Genomic DNA, 24,814 nt, shown 5'->3' on the forward strand with positions numbered 1-24,814 from the left:
CGACCCCTGCCGGAGGAGGGCGGGGCTGGGTGCGAGGGGTTGGGGCGGTTGTTGATCAACGAGTGTTGATCAATCTCAGGTGAGGGCGGACAGCACCGTGGTCAGGACCGTGATCGCGCCTGCTTTGTCCAGGGGTTCGTTGCCGTTGCCGCACTTCGGGGACTGGACGCAGGACGGGCAGCCGTTGGGGCATTCGCAGGATTGGATGGCTCTGCGGGTGGCGGTGAGCCAGGGGATGAGGGCCGCGTGGGCTCGGTCGGCGAAGCCCGCGCCGCCGGGGTGGGCGTCGTGGACGAAGACCGTGGGGTGTCCCGTGTCGGGGTGGTTGGCCGTTGAGACGCCGCCGAGGTCCCAGCGGTCGCAGGTGGCGAAGAGGGGGAGCAGGCCGATCGCCGCGTGTTCGGCGGCGTGGAGGGCGCCGGGGAAGGTTTGTGGGGTCAGGCCCGTGGGGAGCAAGGCCTTGGTGCTGGCGGTGTACCAGACGGCGCGGGTGGTGAGGGTGTGTTCGGGGAGGTCGAGGGGGATCTGGTCCAGGACCTCGCCGGTGGGGAGGCGGCGGAGGTAGGCGACTACCTGTGACGTGACGGCTACCTCGCCCAGGCAGACCGTCACTTCACCGCCGCCGGGGACGGGGTGCACCGATTGCTCGGCGGTCGAGAGGATCGAGATGTCGACGACCTCGCGCGGGGTCGTGGTCCAGTCCGGGCTTTCCGCGTGCACCAGGGCCAGGCACGACTCCAGGTCCAGCTCGTCCACCACGTACGACTTCCCCTGGTGCAGGTACAGCGCCCCCGGGTGCACCGTCGAGCACGCCCGGCCCTGGTCGACCGTGCCCAGCATCCGACCCGAGTCGGCCTCCACCACCGCGATCTGCTCGCCGCCCGACCCCCGGATGTCGACCGACGCGTGCGGGCGGTCGCGGGACGTCCAGTACCAGCCCGTCGGGCGCTTGCGGAGCACCCCGTCGGCGACCAGGTCGTCGAGCACCGCGCGGGCGCCGTCGCCGAAGGTCGGCAGGCAGTCGGGGGTCAGCGGCAGCTCCGCCGCCGCGCACGCCAGCTGCGGGGCCAGCACGTACGGGTTCGCCGGGTCGGTCACCGTGGCCTCGACCGGCTTCTCCAGCACCGCCGCCGGGTGGTGCACCAGGTAGGTGTCCAGCGGGTCGTCCCGGGCCACGAACACCACCAGCGACCCGTCGCCCGCCCGGCCCGCGCGCCCGGCCTGCTGCCAGAACGACGCCAGGGTGCCCGGGTAGCCCGCGATCACCACCGCGTCCAAGCCGACGATGTCCACGCCCAGTTCCAGCGCGCTCGTGCTGGCCACACCGAGCAGCTCGCCCGAGCCGAGGTCCCGTTCGAGGGCCCGCCGCTCCTCCGGCAGGAAGCCCGAGCGGTAGGCCGCGACCCGGTGGGACAGGGCCGGGTCGACCTCGTCGAGGATGCGCCGGGCGCCCAGGGCGGTCAGCTCGGCGCCGAGCCGGGAGCGGACGAACGCCAGTGACCGCGCGCCCTCCAGGACCAGGTCGGCCAGGATGCGGGCGGTCTCCGCGCCCGCCGACCGGCGCACCGGGGCGCCGTTCTCCCCGGACAACTCGGTCAGCGGCGGCTCCCACAGCGCCACCGTGCGGGCACCGCGCGGCGACCCGTCGTCGACGACCGCCGCGCAGTCCACTCCGGACAGTCGGCTGGCGGACGCGGCCGGGTCGGCGACGGTGGCCGACGCCAGCACGAACACCGGGTCCGCGCCGTAGCGCCGGGCCACCCGGCGCAGTCGCCGCAGCAGCAGGGCCACGTGCGAGCCGAAGACGCCCCGGTAGGAGTGGCACTCGTCGACGACGACGTAGCGCAGGCGGCGGAAGAACGTGGTCCAGCGGCCGTGCGCGGGCAGGATTCCACGGTGGAGCATGTCCGGGTTGGTGAAAACCCACCGGCTGTGCGCGCGGACCCAGTCGCGTTCGGCCGTCGGCGTGTCGCCGTCGTAGCTCGCGGCGCGGAGGTCGGGCAGGTCGAGTTCGCGCACCGACCGCAACTGGTCCGCGCCGAGTGCTTTGGTGGGCGAGAGATAGAGCGCGGTGGCCCGCTGGTCCTCGGTGAGCGCGGTCGCCACGGGCAGCTGGTACGCCAGGGACTTGCCCGACGCCGTCCCGGTCGCCACCACCACGCTGCGCCCGGCCGCCGCGTGCTCGGCCGCCTCGACCTGGTGCGCCCACGGCAGTTCGACGCCGCAGCGCGTGAAGGCCGCGCGGACGCCGTCCGGCACCCAGTCGGGCCACGGCACGGGCCGCGCGGCGCGCTCGGGCAGTTCGGCGACGTGCGTCACCGGGTTCTCGCCACTGGCCACACCGGCCAGGACCCGGCCGAGCAGCACGGTGCCACGCTCGGTCGCCGCGTCGACACTCACCCGACGAGCTTCGCACACCGCGACGGCGATCCCGGCATCCCGAAAAATGATCATGAGAGCTTGATCACACTCCGCCCGCGTAACGTCACCCAACGTGCACGGTATGGGACAGCTCGCGTAGGTGTTCCGCTTTACCAATAGACTCCGCCGGCATCCCACCGATTGTGGTGGCGCACACGCGAAAACGGGGCCGTCGGAAGCCGTGTGGTAATGGCGGATGTCGGCGCTGTACAGGCAGATCATCAGGAGGACGGATGTCCGGGCAGTTCCTCGCGGAGAGCTTGACGCTCACCGGCGGGGACCGCGGTGTAGTCGCCGTGGTCGCCGTGATCGCCCTCGCCGCTCTTGCCGTCGGTTATGTGCTGCTGAAGGAGGTCCTGGCCGCGGGTCAGGGCACCGTGAAGATGCAGGACATCGCGAAGGCGGTCCAAGAGGGCGCTGCGGCCTATCTCAAACGGCAGCGAAACACACTTCTCATCTTCGGCACAGTCGTGTTCCTGCTGCTGTTCCTGCTCCCGGCCGACAGTACGGGCGAACGGATCGGCCGTTCCCTGTTCTTCCTGGTGGGTGCGGTCTTCTCGTTCACCATCGGCTACCTGGGCATGTGGCTGTCCACCCAGGCCAACCTGCGGGTCGCGGCGGCGTCGGTCGAGGACGGTGGCCGGGAGAAGGCCACCCGCATCGCCTTCCGCACCGGCGGCGTGGTCGGCATGGCCACCGTCGGGCTGGGACTGTTCGGCGCCGCCATCGTCGTGCTGGTCTACACCGGCACCGCGCCCAAGGTGCTGGAGGGCTTCGGCTTCGGCGCCGCGCTCATCGCGATGTTCATGCGCGTCGGCGGCGGCATCTTCACCAAGGCCGCGGACGTCGGCGCCGACCTGGTCGGCAAGGTCGAGCAGAACATCCCCGAGGACGACCCGCGCAACGCGGCGACCATCGCCGACAACGTCGGCGACAACGTGGGCGACTGCGCGGGCATGGCCGCGGACCTGTTCGAGTCCTACGCGGTGACCCTGGTCGCCGCGCTGATCCTGGGCAGCACCGCGTTCGGCTCGCTGGGCCTGCTGTTCCCGCTGGTCGTCCCCGCGCTCGGCGTGATCACCGCGATCCTCGGCGTCTACATCACCCGGGTCCGCCCGGGGGAGAACGGCCTGACCGCGATCAACCGCTCGTTCTACATCTCTGCGCTGATCTCGGCAGTGCTGTGCACCGCAGCGTCGTTCATCTTCCTGCCCGGCTCGTTCTCCGAGCTCGCCGGACTGGAAGACGTGGCGCAGAAGAGCGTCGCGGGCAGCCCTGCGGTCATCGCGGCCGTCGCCGTGATCATCGGCATCGTGCTCGCGGGCGTGATCCTCTGGCTCACCGGCTACTACACCGGCACCGAGCACAAGCCGGTCCAGGAGGTCGGCAAGACCTCGCTGACCGGTGCTGCGACGGTGATCCTCTCGGGTATCTCGGTGGGTTTCGAGTCCGCCGTCTACACCGCGATCGTCATCGGTGCCGCCGTCTACGGCGCGTTCCTGCTGTCCGGTTCGGTCATCGTGGCGCTGTTCGCCATCGCGCTCGCGGGCTGCGGTCTGCTCACCACCGTCGGCGTGATCGTGGCCATGGACACCTTCGGCCCGGTCTCCGACAACGCGCAGGGCATCGCCGAGATGTCCGGTGACGTGCACGGCGAGGGCGCGCAGATCCTCACCGAGCTCGACGCGGTCGGCAACACCACCAAGGCCATCACCAAGGGCATCGCCATCGCTACTGCGGTGCTGGCGGCTACCGCGTTGTTCGGCTCGTACTCGAGCGCCATCATCGAGGCGCTCAGGGACGTCGGGGTCAAGCTGGAGGACGCGGGTTCGGCGTTCACCTACATCGTGTACAGCCCGAACGTGCTCGTCGGCATCGCGCTCGGCGCGGCGGTCGTGTTCATGTTCTCCGGTCTCGCGGTCAATGCGGTGACCCGGGCCGCGGGCGCGATCGTGTTCGAGGTGCGCCGCCAGTTCCGCGAGATCCCCGGGATCATGGAGGGCACCGGCAAGCCCGAGTACGGCCGCGTGGTCGACATCTGCACCCGCGACTCGCTGCGCGAGCTGGCCACCCCCGGTCTGCTCGCGGTGCTCGCCCCGATCGCGGTCGGCTTCGGCCTCGGCGTCGGCCCGCTCGCGGGTTACCTCGGCGGCGCCATCGCCACCGGCACGCTGATGGCGGTGTTCCTGGCCAACTCCGGTGGTGCCTGGGACAACGCGAAGAAGCTGGTCGAGGACGGCAACCACGGCGGCAAGGGCTCCGACGCGCACGCCGCGACGGTCATCGGCGACACCGTCGGCGACCCGTTCAAGGACACCGCCGGTCCGGCCATCAACCCGCTGATCAAGGTGATGAACCTGGTCTCGCTGCTGATCGCGCCCGCGATCGTCACGTTGTCCGTTGGCGTGGACGCCTCCACCGGCACCCGCGTCGCGATTGCGCTGGTGGCGGTCGTGCTGATCGTGGCGGCTGTCGTGGTGTCCAAGCGCCGCGGCACCGCCATCGCGGACACGCCCGCAGAGGCCCCGGCCAACGCGTGAAAATTCCCGGTCACCACGACACCGTGGTGACCGGGACACCAGTTGAGCGAAGATGAGGCCGGTTTCCGCCGTGGGCGGGACCGGCCTCATCCGTGCTGTGTGGTGTCGGTTCCGCGTGCGAGCATCTACCCCCGTGTCGAGCCCCGGTCTCGGCGCGTATCGGTTTGTCGATCAAGGAGAGTGCACATGGCCCGCCGACTCGTCGCGGTTTCCGTGACGGCCGTCGCCCTGACCGCCGCCCTCGCGGGCTGCGGCGGTACCAACGACGCGGGCGGCGGCACCCCCACTTCCGCGCCGGGCACCACCACCTCGCAGGCGGGGTCGGCCTCGGCGTCGGCAGGCGAGGTGCCCTCGACGACCGCCGCGGGGACCGCGCCCGCCGGGGACAAGGTCGTGGCGTGGGCGGAGAAGGTCTGCGGCACGCTGACGCCCGAGATCGCCACGCTCAACAGCGAGCCCAGCATCGACCCGGCGGGTGACTCGGCCAAGGCCCGTGACGGCCTGGTCAAGTTCCTCGGCGTGCTCGTCGGCGCGCTGGACCGCTCGGCGCAGGGCGTCCAGGCCGCGGGCGCGCCGCCGGTCGCCGACGGCGAGAAGCTGCTGGCCGCCCAGGTCACCGCGCTCAGCACCGCCAAGACAGCCACCGAGAAGGCCCAGACGATGATGCGCAACGTCTCGGCGACCAACCCGGCCGAGTTCCAGGCCGGGTTCGTCCAGGTCGCCGAGGAGCTGCAGAAGCTCGACGAGCTCGCCGACCCGATCAAGGCGCTGCGCGCGAACCCGGAGCTGGCGTCCGCCTTCAAGCAGGGGCCGAACTGCAAGAAGTTCGAGCAGACGTTCACCGGCAGCGCCGGCAGCACGCCGACCTCCTAGGGCACGGCGCTGGCCAGGGGGTGGACCGCGGCCGTGGCGGGCGTGCTGCTCGCCACGGCCTGCTCCGCCGCGCCCGAACCGGACCCGGCGGCCAATTCCGCGTGGGCCGACCGGCTGTGCGCGATCGTCGCGGACGTGGACGTCGTGCTGGTCCAGGCGCCGCCGTCGATCGACCCCGGTGACCCGGCCGTCGTGCAGACCGAGTTCCGCGCCTACCTCGACCGGGTGGTCGCTGCGCTGGGCAGCGCGGCGACGGCGATCGGGGCGATGGGGCCCGCGCCGTTCCCCGACGGCGACCGGGTCGCGCACGCCGCCGTCGACGCGCTGCGACTGCTGCGCGCCCCGCTCGCCGAGGCCGGGACCGCGATGGCCGAGTGGCCCGACGCCCCCGACCGGGTGGCGGCGGCGTTGGGCGAGGTGGCCCCCAAGGTCGCCGCGCTCGACCTCGCCGAACCGCTCGCGGGCGCGGTCGGCACCGATTTCACCCGATGGGCCGAACGGGCACCGCAGTGCGCCCGGATCCCCGCGCTGCGTCGCTGAACCGATCCAGTCACTTCCCGGGGATCGAACTGCTGTTCTACCCTGGCCGTCGTGGCGCAGCAGATGTCGTTCTTCTCCGCCGAGGCCTGCCGACCCCGCGTCGCCGACCTCGCGGGTCTGCTGTGCGGCCCCGGTCGGACGGTCGTCTTCGCGGGCACCACGGCCCGGCTGCTGCTCCCCGTCGGCGCCCACTGGCGGGCGAACGCGCTGGTCAGAGCCTGTGCCGAGCGTGGTGTCACAGCCGAGGTGACCGCCTGCGACCAGACCGGCGCGCCGACCATGCGCACCGCTTTCCGGGCCGACCTGGCCCCGCTCGCCGGTGCCTGGGGCACCGACTTGGCGAAGTCCGTGCCCGTCGGCTTCGCCCCGGACGGCGCGGTGCTGCGGATGTGGGTCCTGGCCGTCGGGCGCTGGCAGGACGGCACCTACCTGCTGCCCCTCGACGGGGCCGCGCCCGGCACCCACGAACCCCTCCGCGCGGCGCTGGCCCGTGCCGGTTTACCTGCGGCGATGTACACGACCGGGGACGGCGACCCGGCCCTGCGGCTGGTCGGCAGGCGCAGGCTGGCCCGGCTGCGCGAGCTGGTCGGGCCACCCGCCGGACCGGGCTGCGCCGACCAGTGGCCGGACGTTTCCCGGATGCGTGTCGTGTCCTGACCGTGCTACTGGTTGAAAAAGGGCCATACTTCGTCGGCTGATCCACTTGGCTGGGGTGACCTGGGATAGGGCATTCCCGCCTCGGCGTGCACACTGACAGGCTGACGCGGGATGGACACGGGTTAGAAGAGAGCGGGACACGCGTGGCAGGCTCGACTGGGACGAAGAGGAACGGCAACGGCACCGGCGGTGCCGAGCCACGTCGACTCGTGATCGTCGAGTCGCCAACGAAGGCGCGCAAGATCGCGTCCTACCTCGGCCGCAACTTCGTCGTCGAGTCCTCCCGGGGTCACATCCGCGACCTGCCGCGCAAGGCGGCCGAGGTGCCGGAGCGGTTCAAGGGCGAGGCGTGGTCCAACCTCGGGGTGAACGTGGACAACGGCTTCGAGCCGATCTACATCGTCACCCCGGACAAGAAGTCCACGGTCACCGAGCTCAAGGGCCTGCTCAAGGACGTCGACGAGCTCTACCTCGCGACGGACGGCGACCGCGAGGGCGAGGCCATCGCCTGGCACCTGCTGGAGGCGCTCAAGCCCAAGGTGCCGGTGCGCCGGATGGTCTTCCACGAGATCACCGAGCCCGCCATCCGGGCCGCCGCGGCCAACACCCGCGACCTCGACCGCGACCTGGTCGACGCCCAGGAGACCCGGCGCATCCTCGACCGGCTCTACGGCTACGAGGTCAGCCCCGTGCTGTGGAAGAAGGTCATGCCGCGGCTGTCGGCCGGCCGCGTGCAGTCGGTGGCCACCCGGATCGTGGTGCAGCGCGAGCGCGAGCGGATGGCCTTCGTGGCCGCCGACTACTGGGACATCTCCGCGACCATGGACGCGGGCGCCGCCGCCGAGCCGCCCACCTTCGGCTCCCGGCTGCTCTCCGTCGACGGCGTCCGGCTGGCCGCCGGTCGCGACTTCGGCCAGGACGGCCGCCTCAAGGCGGGCACCGAGGTGCTGCGGCTGGAGGAGACCGAGGCCCGTCGGCTCACCGAGGCGCTGCGCGGTGCCGCGCTGACGGTCTCCAGCGTCGAGGAGAAGCCGTACACGCGGAAGCCGTACGCGCCGTTCATGACCTCCACGCTGCAGCAGGAGGCGGGCCGCAAGCTGCGCTTCGGCTCGGACCGCACGATGCGCACAGCCCAGCGGCTCTACGAGAACGGCTACATCACGTACATGCGAACCGACAGCACCACGCTGTCGGACACCGCCATCGAGGCCGCCCGCAGCCAGGCGTCCGACCTGTACGGCCCGCAGTTCGTGCACCCGACGCCGCGCCAGTACACCCGCAAGGTCAAGAACGCCCAGGAGGCGCACGAGGCCATCCGCCCCGCTGGCGAGGTGTTCCGCACCCCCGGCCAGGTGGCGGGTGAGCTGGAGGCCGACGAGTTCCGCCTCTACGAGCTGATCTGGCAGCGCACGATCGCCTCGCAGATGGCCGACGTGCGCGGCACCACGATGACCGTGCGGATCACCGGCAACGCGGCCAGCGGCGAGGAGTGCGTGTTCTCCGCCTCCGGCCGCACCATCACCTTCCCCGGCTTCCTGCGCGCCTACGTCGAGGCCGTGGACTCCGAGGCCGGAGGCGAGGCCGACGACGCCGAGCGCCGCCTGCCGATCCTGACCAAGGGCCAGTCGGTCACCGCGACCGACCTGTCCGCCGACGGCCACACCACCAGCCCGCCGCCGCGCTACACCGAGCCGAGCCTGGTCAAGGCGCTGGAGGAGCTGGGCATCGGTCGCCCGTCCACCTACGCCTCGATCATCAACACCATCCAGGACCGCGGCTACGTGTGGAAGAAGGGCTCGGCCCTGGTCCCGTCGTGGATCGCGTTCTCCGTGGTCGGGCTGCTGGAGCAGCACTTCGAGCGGCTGGTCGACTACGACTTCACCGCCGCCATGGAGGAGGAGCTCGACGGCATCGCCGCGGGCACCCAGCAGCGGACCAACTGGCTGTCCGGGTTCTACTTCGGCGGCCCGGTCGGCCCCGAGGGCTCGGTGGGCCGCTCCGGCGGGCTCAAGAAGCTGGTCGGCTCCGGTGTGGACAACATCGACGCCAAGGTCGTGAACTCGATCGAGGTGTTCAAGGACGCCGAGGAGCGCCCGATCGTGGTCCGGGTCGGCCGCTACGGGCCGTACCTGGAGCGCGAGGTGGACGGCGCGGCGCAGCGCGCGAACCTGCCCGAGGACCTGGCGCCGGACGAGCTGACCGTCGACATCGCCGAGAAGCTGTTCTCCACCCCGATGGAGGGCCGCTCGCTGGGCACCGACCCGGTCACGGGGCACGAGATCGTGGCCAAGGAGGGCCGTTTCGGGCCGTACGTGACCGAGGTGCTGCCCGAGGTCGAGGAGCCGCCGCCGCCCGCCGAGGGCGCGAAGAAGACCCGCGCCAAGGCCCCGGCCAAGCCGAAGCCGCGCACCGGGTCGCTGTTCAAGTCGATGACGCTGGACACGGTCACCATCGACGACGCGCTCAAGCTGCTGTCGCTGCCGCGCGTGGTCGGGGTCGACCCGGCCAGCAACGAGGAGATCACCGCGCAGAACGGCCGCTACGGCCCGTACCTCAAGCGCGGGACCGACTCGCGGTCGCTGGCCGGTGAGGACCAGATCTTCACCGTCACGCTGGACGAGGCGCTCAAGATCTACGCCGAGCCGAAGAAGCGCGGCAGGCAGGCCGCCGCGGCCCAGCCGCCGCTGCGCGAGATGGGCAACGACCCGGTGTCCGGCAAGCCGATGGTGATCAAGGACGGCCGGTTCGGGCCGTACGTCACCGACGGCGAGTTCAACGCCTCGCTGCGCAAGTCCGACAGCGTCGAGTCCATCACCGACGAGCGGTGCGCCGAACTGCTCGCGGAGAAGCGCGCCAAGGGCCCGGCGCCCAAGAAGACGACCACGCGGGCCAAGGCGACCACGGCCAAGGCGACCACCGCCAAGACCACCGCGGCCAAGAAGACGACCACGACCGCCGCCAAGAAGACGACGACCGCGAAGAAGACCACGACGGCCAAGAGCGCGACGGCGACCAAGACCCAGTCGTAGCCGGACCGCGATGCCAGGTGTGGCGACCTCGGCCGAAGTCACCCGGTCGGGTGGAAAACCTGGCTAGCCTGGTGACTGGCGGTCGGGGGATCACCTGTACGGCGCAACCACGCGGGGTCGTCCCGGGGTAACCCGTCGCCAAGTGTGACCGTGCGCCCGCGTGCCGTGCGCCACCCGGATGACCTGCCCGCACAGGTTCCACGGTTACGCTGGGCAGCGGCGACGACCGCGTGGAAGGTGGGTGGGCGCCCTGAACGGCGACAGCAGTGCGGAGGCACCGTCAGGCTCCGAGGGGTCGATGACCCACCGGGCACGCAGCGTGCTGTCCATCCGGCCCTTCCGGCGGCTCTGGGGGGTGACCTACCTCTGCAGCATGGCGGACTGGTTGTCGCTGATGGCGTTGACCGGTCTGGTCACCCAGGCCACGAACGACTACAAGGCGCAGAGCTTCGCCTTCACGGGGGTCGTGCTCACGCAGCTGTTGCCCGGGCTGCTGTTCGCGCCGCTCGGCGGTCTCTTCGCCGACCGGTTCGACCGGCGCAAGGTCATGGTGTGCGCCGACATCGGCCGGTTCGGGCTGCTGCTGTCCATCGCCGTCGTCGGTTCGCCGATCTGGCTGTTCATCGGCAACTTCCTGGTCGGCTGCTGCTCGCTGCTGTGGATCCCGTCCAAGGACGCCGCGGTGCCGAACCTGCTGCGCAGGCCGGACCAGGTGGAGACCGCCAACCAGCTCGGCATGGTGATGACCTACGGCATCGCGGTCATCAGCGCGGGTGGCGTCTACGCGGCCATCACGGGGATAAGCACCAACTTCAGCTTCCAGTCGGCGGCCACCTCGCAGACCGGCACCACCAAGCTCGTCCTGGTGATCATCTCGGTGCTGTACCTGAGCAGCGCGGTCCTGGTCGCCACCCGCGTCCCGGAGCTGTCGCGCCGGGTCTCGTCGGCGCCGGTCGAGGCGGCCGAGTCGGACGAGCCCGCGCACAGCGGGTTCGCCGCCATGGTGCGCGACGCCGCCCAGTTCGTGCGCACGTCGCCGCTGGTCCGGGGGCTGCTCATCGGCATGATCGGCGCGTTCGTCGCGGCGGGCGCGCTGGTCGGCTCCTCGCAGGTCTACGCGACCAGCGTGCTCGGCGGGCAGGCGAGCTTCGGGCTGTTCTTCGTCGCGCTGTTCATCGGCCTGGCCACCGGCATGGGCGGGGCGCCGAAGCTGGCCCGGCGGCTGCCGCGCAACCGGCTGTTCGGCATCGCCATCGTCACCGCGGGCACCGACCTGGTGCTGGTGGCGCTGTCCCCGCACCTGGCGGTCTCGCTGATCACCGTGGCGCTGCTGGGCGCGTGCGCGGGCGCCGCGTTCCTGACCGGCGTGACGATGATCGGCATCGAGGTCGAAGACGCCATCCGGGGCCGGATCAACGCCATCTACCAGTCCCTGATGAAGATCATCTTCGCGGGCGGGATGGCGCTGACCCCGGTGCTGGTCGGCCTGGTCCGCCCGCACAGCGTCACGGTGTTCGGCCGCGAGATGGCCATCGACGGCACCCGGCCGGTGCTGCTCGGCGCGGGCCTGTTCGCCGCGGTCATGGGCGTGATCGCCTACCGGCAGATGGACGACCGGCGGCCCGAGACGATCATGTCCGACCTGCGCGCCGCGCTCGGCCGCAAGGCCCGGCGCAGCGCGGGCCTGCTGGTCGCGGTCGAGGGCAACACCCACATCGACACCTCCACCCAGGCCGGTCTGCTCGCCGCGTGGCTGCGCGCGGTCTCGGGCAAGGAGGTCCTGCTCGCCGTGGACCCGGCGCTCGACGACGTGCGGCTGCGGTCGGTGCTGACCGGGGCGGGGCTGAGCACGATCCGGGCGCACGCGCTGGTCGCCGCCGCCGTGCGGGCCGACCTGGTGGAGCGGGAGATCCAACCCGCGCTGGACCGCGGCGCGCTGGTCGTGATGGAGCGCTTCGCCGACAGCCCGGTCGCGCACCTGTCGGTGGCGGCAGGACTGGACCCGTCCGAGCTGGAGGGCCTGTCCGCGTGGGCCATGGAGAGCCTGCGCCCGGACATCACCGTGCTGCTCGACCGCGACCCGAGCACCCTGCCGCCGCGCGCGGGCAACGCGGAGCATCATTGGCACGTGCAGACCGTGCTGACCGACATGGCCGCCGCCGACCCGGACCGCTACGTCGTGGTCGACGGCGACGGCTCGGCGGAGGACGTGCACGACCGGGTCCGGCTCGCCGTGCGGACCACGCTGGCGGGCCGCAGGCTGGCCCAGTTCGACGAGGCCTTCGCCGAGGCCACCCGATGACGGTCTGGTCCCAGGTCGTCGGCCAGCCGGACGCGGCCGAGGTGCTGGGGACCGCCGCCCGCGCGGCGGCGCGGCTGGTCGCCGGGACCGGCGACGCGACGGGGATGACCCACGCCTGGCTGTTCACCGGTCCGCCGGGGTCGGGGCGCTCGGTGGCGGCGCGCGCGTTCGCGGCGTCGTTGCAGTGCACGTCGGCCGAGCCGGGCTGCGGCGAGTGCCAGGGCTGCCACACCAGCATGTCCGGCACCCACGCCGACGTGCGGATGGTCGTGCCGGAGGGGCTGTCGATCTCGGTCGCGGAGATGCGCGCCCTGGTCCAGACCTCGGCCAGGCGGCCGACGGGCGGGCGCTGGCAGGTCGTGGTGATCACCGACGCGGACCGGCTGACCGAGGGCGCGGCGAACGCGCTGCTCAAGGCCGTGGAGGAGCCGCCGGAGCGGACGGTGTTCCTGCTGTGCGCGCCGTCGGACCACCCGGACGACGTGTCGGTGACGATCCGCTCGCGGTGCCGCGTGATCGCGCTGCGCACCCCGGCGCCCGCGGCCATCGCGGAGGTCTTGCAGCTGCGCGACCGCATCGACGCCGAGACCGCGAACTGGGCCGCGTCGGTGTGCGGCGGTCACGTCGGCCGCGCGCGGCGGTTGGCCACCGACCCGGCGGCCCGCGAGCGCCGGGACAAGGTGCTGCGCATCCCGATCACCCTGCGCGGCCTGACCGACGTGTTCACCGCGGCCGACGACCTGGTCAAGACGGCCGAGACGGACGCGACCGAGGTCAGCGGCAACCGCGACGAGGCGGAGAAGGAAGCCCTGAAGACGGCCATGGGCGCGGGCGGCACCGGCAAGGGCACCGCGTCGGCCACCAGGGGCAGCGCGGGGGCGATCAAGGAGCTGGAGCGCAGGCAGAAGTCCCGCGCGACCCGGACCCAGCGCGACGCGCTGGACCTGGCGCTGGTCGACCTGGCGGGCTTCTACCGGGACGTGCTGGTGACGGCGTCGGGCTCGCCGGTCACCCTGAACCACCCCGACCACGAGCGCGGCTCCGGCCAGGCCGCCGCGAAGTGGACCCAGGAGTCCACCCTGCGGCGGCTGGAGGCCGTGCTGTCCTGCCGCGAGGCCATCGAGCAGAACGTGAAGCCCCGGATCGCGATCGAGGCGATGCTCACCCGGCTCTACGTGGGCTGACGGTGCGCGGGCGGCGCGGCAGCGCGGCCACGATCACCACGCCGAGCAGGAGCATCGCGGTGCCCGCCCAGAAGATCGGCACGGACTGGTAGGCGGCGTTCGTGTAGGCCAGCGCGGGACCGCGGTTCTGCGGCGTCGCCGCGGGCGGCGCGGCGGGCGCGGCCGTACCGGTCCCGCAGACCACACCACCGGCGGGGGCGAAGGCGCGGGCGACCTGTTCGCCCAGCGAGACCTGCGCCAGCGCGGATGGCAGGTTGGGCAGGCCCAGGGCGTCGGTCGGCAGGACCTGGAGGTCCAGCAGCCGCGCGGTGGCGCCGAGCTGGTAGCCCTTGAACGGCTGGGTCGACTCCTCGGTCTTCTGGTTCAGTCCGGCGACGGAGAGCCGCAGCACGCCCAGGTCCAGCTTCTTCAGACCGTTGCCGAGCGCGTCCTGGACGCCTTGGCCGTTCGCCAGCAGGTTGCCGATCACGGGCAGCTTCTCGAGCCCGGGCAGGGCCGCGCCGGTCGGCAGTGGAACCCCGATGGGGATGTCCAGCCTGGGGTTCGCGGCGTCGAGGCGCCCGAGGCTCTTGCCGCCCTGGACCACGTCGACCACCGGGGCCGTGTACTGGACGGTCGACGTGGCCTTGTCCCCGGTCGAGGTGACCACCAGCGTCGGCTGACTCACCACGTTGACCGAGATCTCGAACGGTGTGCCCCCGAGCAGCTTGACCGAGGAGACCTGGAGCGTCGAGGTGGACTGCACGGCTTTGTTCTTCGAGCCCGGGATGTCGACCAGCTTGACCACCGAGCGGGCGGCCATGGTGTTGGGGAGGCTGAGCAGGGAACCGGTGTTGCTGCCCGCGCCGCCCAGCACCCCGCCCAGGGTGTTGAGGCCGCCGGTGAGGGACTTGAGCCCGTCGATGATCGACTGGTCGGCGGCCGGGTCGAGGTTGGGGGCGTCGAAGACCCCGGTGAGGTCGCGGGTGCTGGGCAGGGTGGGGATCGCGTTGAGCGCGGAGAGGCTCGCCAGTTCGGTGGACGAGTCGGCGATCGTGTCGACGCACGGCCCGAGCGTGTCGCTCCACTGGGCCTGCACCCGCCCGTTCAACGCCCCCACCTTGACCAACGTGTTCAACGGCGTTGACGGCGGATTCACCCCACCACTACGCGGCTGCGCGTTGTTCGGCGGCGCCGTCTGGGCGAGGGCTCCCGGGGTCTGCGGACTCGCCCCCTGGAGCGCGATCCCACCCGGCGAGGACTGGGCGATGGACCGCTCGAAGGCCAGGTAGGCCTCGGAGTTCGCCTGGGCGCTGGCCAACCCGAACCCGACCTCCACGGCCGACTGCCTGGGCAGCTTGTCCGCAGCCCCCGGAATGATCGACTTCGTCGGCGCCGAGTTGGGTAAGAGCCGCACCACGGCCAACCCGGTCCCCGCGTCCCCGATCGCCCGCCCCAGCGGCTGGACCTGCGCAGGCGCCGAAGCGGGTGGCGCCCCGGGGTTCCTCGGCGGCGGCACCGGCGTCGTGGGGACCTGGGCCGCGGCGGGCCCGGCCACCAGCACCCCCACCACCACGGTCACGGGCAAGGCCACCAGACGTCGTCGCATCGCCAGGGTCCTCCTCGACACCTCGGCTGCACAGCTACTCCCCAGTAAACGACGTAACCCCCTGCGAGTCACGCCCCCGGACCCGCTATAGTTGGCCACGGTCACGCCGCCTTAGCTCAGTCGGCCAGAGCGGTTCACTCGTAATGAACAGGTCAAGGGTTCGATTCCCTTAGGCGGCTCGCAGGTCAGGCCCCGTCCACAGTGGTGTGGACGGGGCCTGAGTCGTCTCTGAGTGACTAAGTGAGTGACTAAGCCGCCCCGGTCTCCCCCCGGTCGTCTTGGGCGCCTGGGAACAGGCGGTCCATGGCCACCGCACCGTCGTCGATGACGGGCCGGATCTGCTTCCGGTAGACCAGCTCGGTGACGGCCGTGCTGGAGTGCCCCACAAGGCGGGAGATCTGTTCGAGGGGGACGCCACTGTCGGAGAGCAGCGAGACGAAGCTGTGCCGCAACTCGCGGGGAGTCCACTGGACTCCTGGCAATCCCGCCGCTTTGATCACGCGCCGGAAGTCGCGTCTCACGTTGTTGACGTCCTGGGGAGTGCCGAACATCGTGGGGAACACCAACCCGTGGTCACGCCACAACTTGCCAGCGGCTTCGCGCGCAATTTCCTGAAGCCTTCTGTGCGCTTTGAGCGCGTCCACGGCTCGCTGGGGCAGTGCAAGCGCACGGCGCGACTTCTTGGTCTTTGTGTCACCGCTCGCCCGCACCGAGCGCAGCACCTGAATATTGGGAGGCACGGCCGGTGATGCATCAAGCGCCCCAACCGTGTCCACGTCATTCCAGGTGAGTGCGCGCAATTCCTCGGTTCGTGCCCCTGTCAGCAAGGCCACAACGACGTAGCCACGCATCGGTGATTTTTCCGCTGCCTTCATCACGGCTTCCGCTTGGGCGAGCGTGAGGGACTTGGACGGTCTCCCCTTCCCCTTCCCGGTTGGGCAGTCGCAGAGGAGTACGACATTCCGCTTTACTCGGTCACGCGCCAGTGCGCGCGTGATAGCCCTGCGGAGGATCGACCGGAGATTTCGGAGGGTTGATGTGACCATCGTCTGCGCCTTTGCGGCAAGCCACCGGTCCACGTCCTCGGCCGAAAGGTCCACCAGCTTTCGGGCTCCTAGATCAGGCAGGATATGGTGGATGACGAGCGACCGTACGGTCCTGACCGTATTTGGGTCTCGACCGATCAACTCGTAATTCGCCATCCAATCGTTCACGGCGTCGCCGACCGTGTAAGTCGCCGATGCCTTTGCCGCAAGGCCGTCGTCGAGATTGCGCACCATCTCCTTGAGTTTGTCGTTGGCGGCCTTCCTCGTCCTGGCGCTGGCCTTGCGGGTGATGCGCTTTCCGGCCGGGGTGTAGCCCACGGTTATTTCAGCGATGTAGCGTTCGCGAGTCTTGTCCCACCGGAGACTGCCGTCACCTCGACTACGACGCTTGGTCATAACGCACCTCCGCCCCGGAGAGGAGTCGGCCGATGTAGTCGCTGATTGCAGTTGCGGGGACGCGGCGGGAGCGGCCGATGGTGACGGTGTTGAGTTCTCCGGCGCGGATGAGTTCGTAGGTAGCGGATCGGCTGATGGAGAGCAGTTGTGCGGCTTCCTCGACCTTGTAGAGGTGTCGAGGCGGGACAATGGTGGGGACGTGACGGTCGGCCATGGCGTTTCCCCCGGTTTGTGCGGAGTGACAGGGTCGTCGGGGTGTCACAGGCGGTGTCACAGCCGTTCCCGCTGGTCAACCGAGGTGGAGTGACAGAGTGACAGGTGTGACGGGTCAGGGGCGGGGGTGGTGTCACTGGGTGGGTGGTAGGCGCCGCGGTCGTTGCGGAGTTGTCCGTCGGTGACCATGCGTCCGAGGGTTTTGCGGACGGTGGCGGGCTTGATGTCGAGGGCTTCGGCGATGTCGGCGGGCTTGCTGCCGGGGTAGGCGCGGATGTGGTGGATGAGGCGGACGCGGGTGTCGGCCATGAGGTAGTCCTCGGCGGGGCCATCGAGTTTGGTCCAGGCGCCGGTGTCGGAGTCGAAGCGCATGGCGTAGTCGGCTTCCTCGACGTCGCGGCCGGTGACGTGCAGGACCCCGGTGTCCTCCCCGCGCCCGCGTTCGAGGACGAGGATGGAGTCGGCAGCGCCGGTGAGGCCGTTGGTGCCGGAGACGAGCGCTGACCAGTCTTCATGGCCCTGTTTGCGGACGTGGTGGATGAGCAGGATGGGGACTTCGTAGTGGTCGGCGATGCGCTTGAACCGCCCGGCGGCGAGGTAGTCAGCGGCGTAGGCGGACATGCCGGGGGTGTCGGTGCCGCGCATCTTCTCGAAGGTGTCGATGATGACCAGCCGTGCGGCCGGGTTGGCTTCCAACCAGTCCACGATGACCGCGTCACCTCCGGCGGTCATGGGCGGGCAGGAGGTTTCCAGGGTCAGCAGGGGTGAGGGCCTGCCACCGGCTTTGAGCATGTGTCGACGGCGGCGTTGCAGGCGGCGTCCGGTGTCCTCCAGGGCGCAGTAGAGGACGGGGCCTTTGTCGACGTCGACGACACCGAGGGCGGGTTCTCCGGTGGAGATGGACGCGCCGAGTCCCAGCGACAGCCAGGATTTTCCGAGTTTTGGGGCTCCGGCGAGGATGTTGAGCCCTTCGCAGAGCAGGCCGGGGACGGCCCAGCGGGGTTCGGGGAACTGGGTGGCCATGAGTTCGGTGTCGGTCCACCGCGACTGCCGACGGACCGGTTTGGCGTCGACCACGGGCCTCAGGTGCGGGGTCACGCGACTGCCTCCCAGGTGGTTGTGGTGTTCGTTGTGGCAGCTGCGAGGACGCGGGCACGCCAGTGCAGGGCGTAGGGCAGGCAGTTGGCGCAGTTCTTGTGGGTGCCGGGGCAGTCGGGCAGCCCGGAAAGGCGTCGGAGTTGGCGGGCGTCGTAGGACCAGGCCAGGGAGTCCGATGAGGTGAGCAGGTGGCCGTGTTCGATGAGTCCGAGGGTTTTGAAGCCGAACCCGTGGATGCGGGTGATGCCTTCTGTGTGCAAGACGCGAAGGATCTGCCCGGCTTCCTTGGTGCCTTGTCGTCGGCAGACGCTGCCGAGTCCGACCAGTGGTTCGGCGGTGAGGTCGATCCCGGCCCGGTCGTAGAGGTCGCGGCAGCGTAGATAGTCGTCGACTTCCCAGCCTTGCAAGGACGGCACGATCCATAGGTCGGGGGCCAGGGCGCGCATCTCGATGAGGTTGTCCACGGTGCGGCGTTGGTGGATGGGCACCGACAACCCGGTGCCAACGAACACGTTCGGTCCGGCGCGTCCGCCGCTGATGATCAGCGGTTCGCACATCCAGTCCTGCTGTGCGGCCCAGAGCATGCCGCCGATCTCGTCGCGGTAGCGGCGCAGTCGGGCGATGTACTCGCGGGGGCCGATGGTCCAGGCGCCGTGTTTCTGCAACTGGGTGAACCCGCCGGAGTCGTAGGCGACCGGCGCAGCTGCCCGAGGCAGCGTCTTGCGCGCCCGCAGCCGCGTATCCGACACGAACGCCGGAACCCCCGCCCTCGGCAGATCGCTGGGCTGGTGCAGACCCAGCAGGAACTTCGGCAGCACGGTCGGCAAGCGGGTGATGGTGCCCATGTCAGGCCACCTGACGGGGTCGCTTGGCTCCGGCGAGCATGCCAGAGGTGATGGTCTTGTGGGCCTCGTGTTCGCTGAACCGGCGGACGCCGATGTGGCGGGCGGCGCCGGACATGAGCGCGGTGCGGGCGTCGTCCTCGGTGAGCGCGCCCCCGGCGACCAGGCGCCCCAGGGCGATAGCGGCGCCGTAGAGGGTGGCGTTGCGGTCGTGGGTGGCGTCACGGACCTTGGCGGTTTCGGCGACCACGGCCGCGTGGACGTACTTGTCCCGCCGGGACTCGCCCACGCGCGTGGGCAACGGGGGAGCGATCGGGGCCGGGGGCGGGAGCAGCCGGGCCACCAACCAGTCGGGCAGCGGCGCGGGCTCGCGGTCGTAGGTGATGGTGTAGTTGCGGCCGTCGACTGTGGACCCGGGGGCCGCGACGTGCCCGCCCCACGCGCGGGTATCGACCTTCCAGCCCAGCCCACGACCGCGATCCCCGTTGGTGCAGCGCAACTCCACGCCTTCCGGGGCCGTGAAGTACAGGTGGGTGCCGCCGGAGGGAGTGGCCGCGGTGAAGGTGTCCCAGGGGACCTCCTGGCCCGCGCTCTGGCAGACCACGGTGAACACGTCGGCCCCGTCCCCCACACCCGGGAGGTCCCACGCGGCCGGGCGCGGCGGGTCGTCGGCCTTGGCGATGTCCAGGTCCACCACGCACAGCCCGGATGGGCCGGTGGCGATCCCGACGTTGCAGTCACGGCCCCGCTCGCTGCCCCAGTACCAGCGGACCTTCTCCGGGTCGCCCATCGCCCGCCGCTCCGGCTCCAAGTGCCCGGACACGCACGGCCCCGTCCGAGGGCACCGGTCGCGCCCGTGGAAGGCGGGCAATTTTCCGTTGCGCTGCAACGGGAACACGGTCCATCCGCGTTCGACGGCGGCGAGCGCGGCAGACAGCAAGGAAGTCATGGTGAGTCCTTCGAGACGGAGTCGGACGGACGGGGCGGCGGTCGGCTCTCCGGGGCGGGGCCTGGGTTACAGCCGTCCCCGGCGGGCCAGGCGTGGTGCGAGTCGTTGGATTTCGGCCCAGTGGGCGCGGATCAGTGCGCGAGCGCTGGCGCGTAGGTCGTGTTCCGACCATTGCCGGGAGGGTTGGTGACGGCGGCGCACGCGGCGGAACAGGCCGAGGTCGAACGCGCAGCCTCTGGGGTCGTAGGGGATGGTGGAGTGCGGCTTGTGGAACAGGTCGGCTTCGCGTCCGGCGAGCAGACCGACGAGGTAGCCGTGGTCGAGGGCGCCGTTGTCGTCGGTGGGCCAGTCGACGGTGGTGATGCCCTCGGTGTGGCGTCCGTGGCCGGTGACGCGCACGGCGCGGATGCCGGCGCCGGGCAGATCGCGCCAGGCGATGTAGTGGCCCAGTTCGTGGATGGCGACCTGGAGTCGGTGGGGGTCGAGGTCGGGGGGCTGGGTGGTCATGGGACTCCTTCGGGTCTTTTGGGCGCGTCGAACCGGGGGCGTGGCCTTGGGGGTGATGTGTGGTGGTGGTGCCGGTCGGCGCGCGTGACAGTCGGGGTGGCGCGCGGGGCGGGGTTGGGGTGGAGAGTGGGAGGTCGCAGGCGGTGTCACGGGTCGTGACAGGTGCCGTGACACCGCCTGTGACAGGTGCCGTGACAGCGGTCGCGGGTGGGTGTGACACCCGCGTGACAAGATCATTTTCACGGCGGCCGGGTGTCCTACGCGCAGCCGCGCGCGGGGGTCAGGCGGCGAGTTGCCCGGTGTCGACGTCGGGGGTGTGGTCGGTGTCGGGTTCGATGGTGTAGACGCCGTTGTGGACGGTCAGCCGTCCGGCTTCCTGGAGTTCCCCGAGGACCTTGTAGGTCCAGGAGCGTCCCATGCCGAGATGGTGGCGCAGCGCGGCGAGGCTGGGGTCGGAGGCGGTGAAGGTGTCGTGTCCGGCCGCGACGCGTTCGGTGAGCCAGTCGTGCAGCGCGGCGCGGGATTGCGCCGGGGTGGCCCGCCGGGCGGGCGGGTCGCTTTCCACCGCCTGGGCCTCTTCGGCGGTGGGGTGCTGGATCGGGGTGTCGGGCCGCGCGGCGGCGGTGACCGCGGTGTCGGGGTCGGCCAGCTCGGGGTCACGCCGGGCCGCCTCGTCCAACTCGTCCGCGGCCACGTCCCACTCCTCGGTGTCCTCGTCGTCGGTGTCGGTGAGGTCGGTGTCTCGGGTGTCGGTGGCGGTTGGGCCCAGCAGTCGGGCGGTGAGCGGGTCGGGGGCGTGGGGCTGGTGGTACTCGGCAAGGTGGGCGGCCATGGCGTCCCTGTAGGTGGTCTCGCCCCAGCTGTAGCAGCGCAGCGGCATCATGGCGTGCTTCTCAGAGACGCCTTGTGCGTCGAGGTAGGACATGCCGGGGTAGTTGGCCTCCCACTCCTCGGGGGCGACGGTGTCGACCTTCTGTTGGCGGGTGGACAATCCCCACTTGGCGTCGTCGGAGGAGCCCAGTCCGAAGCACCACTTGGAGAGTTGGCCGCGCACCAGGGTGGGCATCTGGGTGTAGTCGGAGCGTTGCAGCGACAGCACGATGGCCACTCCGGCGGAGCGGGCTTCCTTGACGATCTCCTCGAAGCGCTCTTCGTCCTTTCCCGACAGCGCGGCGAGGAACTTGGAGGCTTCCTCGATCCACAGCACCACGAAGTCCATGCCACAGCCCTCGGACCACTTGCTGTAGCCGTTGCGGCCCAGCGTCTTGGTGCGCTCGGGGATCTGGCGGTGCAGCCTGCGCAGCATCTCGACCGCGCTGTTCTGGTCGGTCACCAAGGCCGCCAGGCCGGGCTTGAGCGGACCGAGAGTCTGCTCGTCCTTGCTGGTGTCGATGGCGATGATCTGCACGTCGCGGCGGGTCATGAGCTCAGCCAGGGTGTTCCAGGCCGAGCCGAAGCTCTTGCCCGATCCGCTCATGCCCATGACCTGCAAGTGCCTGCCGGGCAGGATGAACTCGCCGTCGTCGCCGTCCTGCCACCCCCCGACCCGCAACGGTTCGGCGACGGACGCGCCAGGCCGGGACGGTCCGGGCCACGGGATCGGGGTGCGCAGCACACGCGGGTCGGAGACGGTGATCTCGGCCAGGTCGGCGCGGTCGGGGTTGGCGGCCAGCGCCAGCGTGCCGGGCGGGACCTGCATCCCGGACTCCAGTTTGCCGATCGAGCGCTGTGCGTCGTGCACGGTCGCCTCACCGGGCGCCAGCGCGACCACGCCCTTGATCTTGCGGTCGGTGACCTGGGTGGCCCGGGCGCGGGCGCCCTTGAGTCCGGCTTGGTCCTTGGCCTTGTCGAACAGGGTGGCCAGCGCGTCCGCTCCGCCCTGCTGGTCGGGGTCCAGGCGGCGGATGACCGTCCGCAGGTTCCACGACAGCGCCAGACCGGCCCCGCCCCACCACAGCGCGCCGGTGACCACCTCGGAGTCCAGGCCGGTGACCGTGGCGGTGGTCAGCCACGCCCCGGTGGCCGCGACCGTGGCGGAGGCGTGCACCCGCCCCAGCAGCCGCCGCGCGTGGGTGATCGCCCATGTCAGGCTGGACAGGCCGGTGGTGCCCAGGGTCGCGGCGACCGCGGCCCAGGTGACCTCGCCCGGATCGCCCCACACCGCGTGCGAGAGCGCCCCGGCACCGGCGGTACCGGCCAGCAACAACCACGGCGGCGCCAACACCCCGGCCTGGCTGCCGACCTTGGCCCACAGGCGTGGTGTGGTCGCCTCGTCGGCGGCGACCATGGTCACGGCGTTGGTGTTGCGGCGCATCACAGGTCGACCTCCCCTCGGTGGTGCTTGGTCTTCGCGGCCCGGGTCGGGTCCAGCGCCTCGGCGAACTCGCGGCGGAACTGGAGGTTGAACGCGACCGCCTCAGCGGAGATGCCCTTGCACAGATCGCGGGCCTCACGCAGCTCCCGCGCCACCTTCCGCGCCCGCAACCGCACGTCGATCCCCACCAGCAGCGGGTGGCCCTTGAGCCGCCGCAACGCCGCCTCCGCCGCTTCCTCGGCGATGTCCAGTTCCCGGGCGAGGTCGTGGGCGAGTCGCTGGGTGAGTTGGGCGTAGCGGGCGATGCGCTCCGCCACCCGGTCCCCGGTGAACTCGCAGTCGGCGATCTCCTCGATCCGTTCCCCTGCGGTCTTCATTCGCCGCTCCTGTCCAGCTTGCGGGTGCGGTCCTTGGCCTCGTCGGCGCTCATCACCAGGAACTGCCTGGCGTACTGGACCCGGAACCGGTCGGCGCGGTCGGCCAGCGCCGATGCCAGCGACTGAGCCCGCCGCAACCGCCGCGCGACCCGCCGTGCCCGCAGTCGCCGGGCCGCCTTGTCCAGCCCCAGCCACGACCCGCGGATCGACACCAGAGCCGCCCGCACGTCCGCCGACGCCAGCCCCAACTCGGTGTCCCAGCGACGCGAGATGGTGCGCAACGCCGCCGAGTAGTGCCCGATCGCCTCACCCATCGACCCGGTGAACTCCACCCGGGCCAGCTCACCGATCCTGCGATCCCTGCTGCTCATCGCCACACCCCTTTCTCCCCGTCAACCACTTCGGCGTCGATCACGCCACACCGCCACGCACGCCACTCGCAGGCCACCTGTTGGCACCACCACCGCACACGCGGCACCACCGGTGCCACACCCAGCCACGCCGTCACCAACTCGTCCAACGGCACCGCGACGAACCCCACCACCGACACCACCCGGCGCCAGCCCGCACGCACCACCGACCGCCACCCCGAACCCGGGTCCACGGGGTTGTTGACCTGCCCGTTCATCGCCGGTCCGACCCGTCGATGTCCTGACGCCACAGGTGCAGCAGAGCCGCCGCGCATCCGAGTACCGCCACCGGCAGACACGACACGAACGTGGTGATCCACCACGGAGCGACGGTGATCCCGGCAGCCTCCATCAGGTGGTACGCAACCTGTCCGAGTCCCCCGAGGATCAGCGCGGCGATAGCCGACCACTTGGCGAACCCACGCCCTTTCGCGGCGCGGGAACTGGTCAACCAGACCCGCAGGGCGAACGCCGCGTACGCCTCCATGCCCAGCGGCAACGTGATCGCCGAGTTAATGACGAACTCGTCGGCGATGCCCGGCAGCAGCCGGACGAGCCCGAACCCGGCCTTCTCGCCGAGTCCGACCCACCCGCCCCAGATCGCCACGAACGCCCCCGCCGCGATCACCAGCAACGGCAACGAGTGCGACCGTCCCCGACTCCACCACGGCTTCTGCCCGGCCTCCGCCGGTACTGGACCCGGTTGCGGGGCGGCCGTGGGACCCGGGTCTACGGGTGCGGTGACCTCGGCGCAGGCCACCCGCGCGGCTCCCGTGTCGTCGGCGACCAGAGGCGCCCAGGGCGCTTCCGTCACCGGGGACGTGACCGGCTCGTCCGGGTCGGCCGTGACCGGCTCACCTTGACCCCGGCCGGGCTCGGCGGGCTCGTTCTCTGGGCCTGGCTCGTCCTCCGGGGCGGGGTCGGTGGGCGAGACCGTGTGCAGGCGCCGGACGGCGGGGTCGAACCCGGTGGCCTCCAACTCGGCCAGCACCGCGTTCGCCTTCGGAGCACCGACCCTGAACTCCGTCTTGATCCGGTTACGCGTGGGCACCTGACCCAACTCGACCGCACGAGCCTTGACCCGCTCGACCAGCGCATCGACAGTGATGGGGTAGGCGCTGGTCATGCCGCCACCGCCATCTCGGCACCGGTGACGGTGTCCAGGACGGCGAGCGGGAACCGCTCCGTCTTCTCCCCCAAGCCCGGCAGGTGCGGCAACTCGCCGAAGACGGTGATGTCGATCCCGTCGACCCTCCCCTTGACCAGGATGGTGACCCGGTCGCGGGAGGTCCACGCGTCGAGGCTGGTGGCACCCAGCAGCCGCGCCCAGGCGGTGAACCGGTCGAAGGTGTCCACGAACACGTGCGCGTCGCCGCTGACGGCCACGTGGTCAACGAACAGGCCGTGCTCGGCAGACAGGGTGATCAGAGTGGTCAGAATCGTGTCAACTCGCGCCAGGACCTCAGCGGTCCTGTCGGGCGTGGCTACCATCGGTAACGCCTCCACAGAAGTCAGGTGGTGGTTGGAA

The 24,814-nt window shown here is 71.0% G+C and carries 20 protein-coding genes and 1 tRNA gene; 8 read left to right on the top strand and 13 right to left on the bottom strand.

From position 1 onward, the window contains the following. Window positions 1-75 precede the first annotated feature (75 nt). Window positions 76-2,400 carry a DEAD/DEAH box helicase gene (locus V5P93_RS01655; protein ID WP_245931447.1) on the bottom strand — a complete coding sequence of 775 codons (2,325 nt, stop codon included), beginning with the start codon at window positions 2,398-2,400 and terminating at the stop codon, window positions 76-78. Between the two features lie 254 nt (window positions 2,401-2,654). Here V5P93_RS01655 and V5P93_RS01660 point away from each other — a divergent pair, with 254 nt between their 5' ends. From V5P93_RS01660 to V5P93_RS01690, 7 genes are all read left to right on the top strand, one after another. After that, complete coding sequence (locus V5P93_RS01660) at window positions 2,655-4,961, top strand: sodium-translocating pyrophosphatase (RefSeq protein ID WP_104480773.1); 2,307 nt, start codon at window positions 2,655-2,657, stop codon at window positions 4,959-4,961. Between the two features lie 186 nt (window positions 4,962-5,147). Then, the gene (locus V5P93_RS01665) at window positions 5,148-5,834 is read left to right on the top strand and encodes a hypothetical protein (RefSeq protein WP_104480772.1); all 687 of its coding nucleotides are present in this window, start codon (window positions 5,148-5,150) and stop codon (window positions 5,832-5,834) included. Window positions 5,835-5,867: 33 nt separating this feature from the next. Next, a complete protein-coding gene (locus V5P93_RS01670; RefSeq protein ID WP_104480771.1) occupies window positions 5,868-6,374 on the top strand; it encodes a hypothetical protein in 507 nt (168 codons plus the stop codon). Window positions 6,375-6,425: 51 nt separating this feature from the next. Then, window positions 6,426-7,031 (top strand): hypothetical protein, encoded by a 606-nt coding sequence (locus tag V5P93_RS01675; RefSeq protein ID WP_245931445.1) that lies wholly within the window; start codon window positions 6,426-6,428, stop codon window positions 7,029-7,031. 143 nt (window positions 7,032-7,174) lie between these two features. Then, window positions 7,175-10,060 carry a type I DNA topoisomerase gene (gene topA, locus V5P93_RS01680; protein ID WP_104480770.1) on the top strand — a complete coding sequence of 962 codons (2,886 nt, stop codon included), beginning with the start codon at window positions 7,175-7,177 and terminating at the stop codon, window positions 10,058-10,060. A gap of 298 nt (window positions 10,061-10,358) precedes the next feature. Further along, a complete protein-coding gene (locus tag V5P93_RS01685) occupies window positions 10,359-12,362 on the top strand; it encodes an MFS transporter (RefSeq protein WP_104480936.1) in 2,004 nt (667 codons plus the stop codon). Continuing rightward, window positions 12,359-13,546 (top strand): DNA polymerase III subunit delta', encoded by a 1,188-nt coding sequence (locus V5P93_RS01690; RefSeq protein WP_104480769.1) that lies wholly within the window; start codon window positions 12,359-12,361, stop codon window positions 13,544-13,546. Before V5P93_RS01685 ends, V5P93_RS01690 begins: the two co-directional genes overlap by 4 nt. On the opposite strand, the gene V5P93_RS01695 is transcribed toward V5P93_RS01690, so the two are convergent. Continuing rightward, the gene (locus V5P93_RS01695; protein WP_104480768.1) at window positions 13,524-15,134 is read right to left on the bottom strand and encodes a hypothetical protein; all 1,611 of its coding nucleotides are present in this window, start codon (window positions 15,132-15,134) and stop codon (window positions 13,524-13,526) included. The two genes, V5P93_RS01690 and V5P93_RS01695, sit on opposite strands and share 23 nt — an antisense overlap. A gap of 105 nt (window positions 15,135-15,239) precedes the next feature. Between V5P93_RS01695 and V5P93_RS01700 the strand changes: the two genes are divergently transcribed. Next, window positions 15,240-15,313 (top strand) — tRNA-Thr (locus V5P93_RS01700). Window positions 15,314-15,382: 69 nt separating this feature from the next. Here V5P93_RS01700 and V5P93_RS01705 read toward each other — a convergent pair. From V5P93_RS01705 to V5P93_RS01755, 11 genes are all read right to left on the bottom strand, one after another. Further along, the gene (locus V5P93_RS01705; protein ID WP_104480767.1) at window positions 15,383-16,576 is read right to left on the bottom strand and encodes a site-specific integrase; all 1,194 of its coding nucleotides are present in this window, start codon (window positions 16,574-16,576) and stop codon (window positions 15,383-15,385) included. After that, the gene (locus V5P93_RS01710; RefSeq protein ID WP_104480766.1) at window positions 16,560-16,790 is read right to left on the bottom strand and encodes a helix-turn-helix domain-containing protein; all 231 of its coding nucleotides are present in this window, start codon (window positions 16,788-16,790) and stop codon (window positions 16,560-16,562) included. Before V5P93_RS01710 ends, V5P93_RS01705 begins: the two co-directional genes overlap by 17 nt. Window positions 16,791-16,846: 56 nt before the next feature. Further along, entirely contained in the window at window positions 16,847-17,887 is a 1,041-nt protein-coding gene (locus V5P93_RS01715) for an AAA family ATPase (protein WP_245931443.1), read from the bottom strand. After that, window positions 17,884-18,732: a hypothetical protein gene (locus V5P93_RS01720; protein WP_104480765.1), complete on the bottom strand. Its 849-nt coding sequence runs from the start codon at window positions 18,730-18,732 to the stop codon at window positions 17,884-17,886. Before V5P93_RS01720 ends, V5P93_RS01715 begins: the two co-directional genes overlap by 4 nt. A gap of 1 nt (window position 18,733) precedes the next feature. Beyond that, complete coding sequence (locus tag V5P93_RS01725) at window positions 18,734-19,678, bottom strand: bifunctional DNA primase/polymerase (RefSeq protein ID WP_104480764.1); 945 nt, start codon at window positions 19,676-19,678, stop codon at window positions 18,734-18,736. Window positions 19,679-19,744: 66 nt separating this feature from the next. After that, window positions 19,745-20,185 (bottom strand): hypothetical protein, encoded by a 441-nt coding sequence (locus V5P93_RS01730; RefSeq protein ID WP_104480763.1) that lies wholly within the window; start codon window positions 20,183-20,185, stop codon window positions 19,745-19,747. 280 nt (window positions 20,186-20,465) lie between these two features. Further along, window positions 20,466-22,499, bottom strand: a complete 2,034-nt coding sequence (locus V5P93_RS01735; RefSeq protein ID WP_146108163.1) for a hypothetical protein — start codon at window positions 22,497-22,499, stop codon at window positions 20,466-20,468. Then, a complete protein-coding gene (locus V5P93_RS01740; RefSeq protein ID WP_104480761.1) occupies window positions 22,499-22,876 on the bottom strand; it encodes a hypothetical protein in 378 nt (125 codons plus the stop codon). The genes V5P93_RS01735 and V5P93_RS01740 overlap by 1 nt, the downstream gene beginning before the upstream one ends. Next, the gene (locus V5P93_RS01745; RefSeq protein WP_146108162.1) at window positions 22,873-23,247 is read right to left on the bottom strand and encodes a hypothetical protein; all 375 of its coding nucleotides are present in this window, start codon (window positions 23,245-23,247) and stop codon (window positions 22,873-22,875) included. The genes V5P93_RS01740 and V5P93_RS01745 overlap by 4 nt, the downstream gene beginning before the upstream one ends. Window positions 23,248-23,500: 253 nt before the next feature. Further along, window positions 23,501-24,412: an ABC transporter permease gene (locus V5P93_RS01750; protein ID WP_104480758.1), complete on the bottom strand. Its 912-nt coding sequence runs from the start codon at window positions 24,410-24,412 to the stop codon at window positions 23,501-23,503. Then, window positions 24,409-24,672: a hypothetical protein gene (locus V5P93_RS01755; RefSeq protein ID WP_146108161.1), complete on the bottom strand. Its 264-nt coding sequence runs from the start codon at window positions 24,670-24,672 to the stop codon at window positions 24,409-24,411. The genes V5P93_RS01750 and V5P93_RS01755 overlap by 4 nt, the downstream gene beginning before the upstream one ends. Between the last annotated feature and the right edge of the window lie 142 nt (window positions 24,673-24,814).

The organism is Actinokineospora auranticolor (assembly GCF_041897805.1).
Lineage (GTDB): Bacteria > Actinomycetota > Actinomycetes > Mycobacteriales > Pseudonocardiaceae > Actinokineospora > Actinokineospora auranticolor.

Excerpts from the sequence above, each read along its gene's own strand:
- V5P93_RS01660 (WP_104480773.1), top strand. The coding sequence starts at position 2,655 with ATGTCCGGGCAGTTCCTCGCGGAGAGCTTGACGCTCACCGGCGGGGAC.
- V5P93_RS01665 (WP_104480772.1), top strand. The coding sequence starts at position 5,148 with ATGGCCCGCCGACTCGTCGCGGTTTCCGTGACGGCCGTCGCCCTGACC.
- V5P93_RS01685 (WP_104480936.1), top strand. The coding sequence starts at position 10,359 with ATGACCCACCGGGCACGCAGCGTGCTGTCCATCCGGCCCTTCCGGCGG.
- V5P93_RS01690 (WP_104480769.1), top strand. The coding sequence starts at position 12,359 with ATGACGGTCTGGTCCCAGGTCGTCGGCCAGCCGGACGCGGCCGAGGTG.
- V5P93_RS01695 (WP_104480768.1), bottom strand. The coding sequence starts at position 15,134 with ATGCGACGACGTCTGGTGGCCTTGCCCGTGACCGTGGTGGTGGGGGTG.
- V5P93_RS01705 (WP_104480767.1), bottom strand. The coding sequence starts at position 16,576 with ATGACCAAGCGTCGTAGTCGAGGTGACGGCAGTCTCCGGTGGGACAAG.
- V5P93_RS01710 (WP_104480766.1), bottom strand. The coding sequence starts at position 16,790 with ATGGCCGACCGTCACGTCCCCACCATTGTCCCGCCTCGACACCTCTAC.
- V5P93_RS01720 (WP_104480765.1), bottom strand. The coding sequence starts at position 18,732 with ATGGGCACCATCACCCGCTTGCCGACCGTGCTGCCGAAGTTCCTGCTG.
- V5P93_RS01725 (WP_104480764.1), bottom strand. The coding sequence starts at position 19,678 with ATGACTTCCTTGCTGTCTGCCGCGCTCGCCGCCGTCGAACGCGGATGG.
- V5P93_RS01730 (WP_104480763.1), bottom strand. The coding sequence starts at position 20,185 with ATGACCACCCAGCCCCCCGACCTCGACCCCCACCGACTCCAGGTCGCC.
- V5P93_RS01735 (WP_146108163.1), bottom strand. The coding sequence starts at position 22,499 with ATGCGCCGCAACACCAACGCCGTGACCATGGTCGCCGCCGACGAGGCG.
- V5P93_RS01740 (WP_104480761.1), bottom strand. The coding sequence starts at position 22,876 with ATGAAGACCGCAGGGGAACGGATCGAGGAGATCGCCGACTGCGAGTTC.
- V5P93_RS01745 (WP_146108162.1), bottom strand. The coding sequence starts at position 23,247 with ATGAGCAGCAGGGATCGCAGGATCGGTGAGCTGGCCCGGGTGGAGTTC.
- V5P93_RS01750 (WP_104480758.1), bottom strand. The coding sequence starts at position 24,412 with ATGACCAGCGCCTACCCCATCACTGTCGATGCGCTGGTCGAGCGGGTC.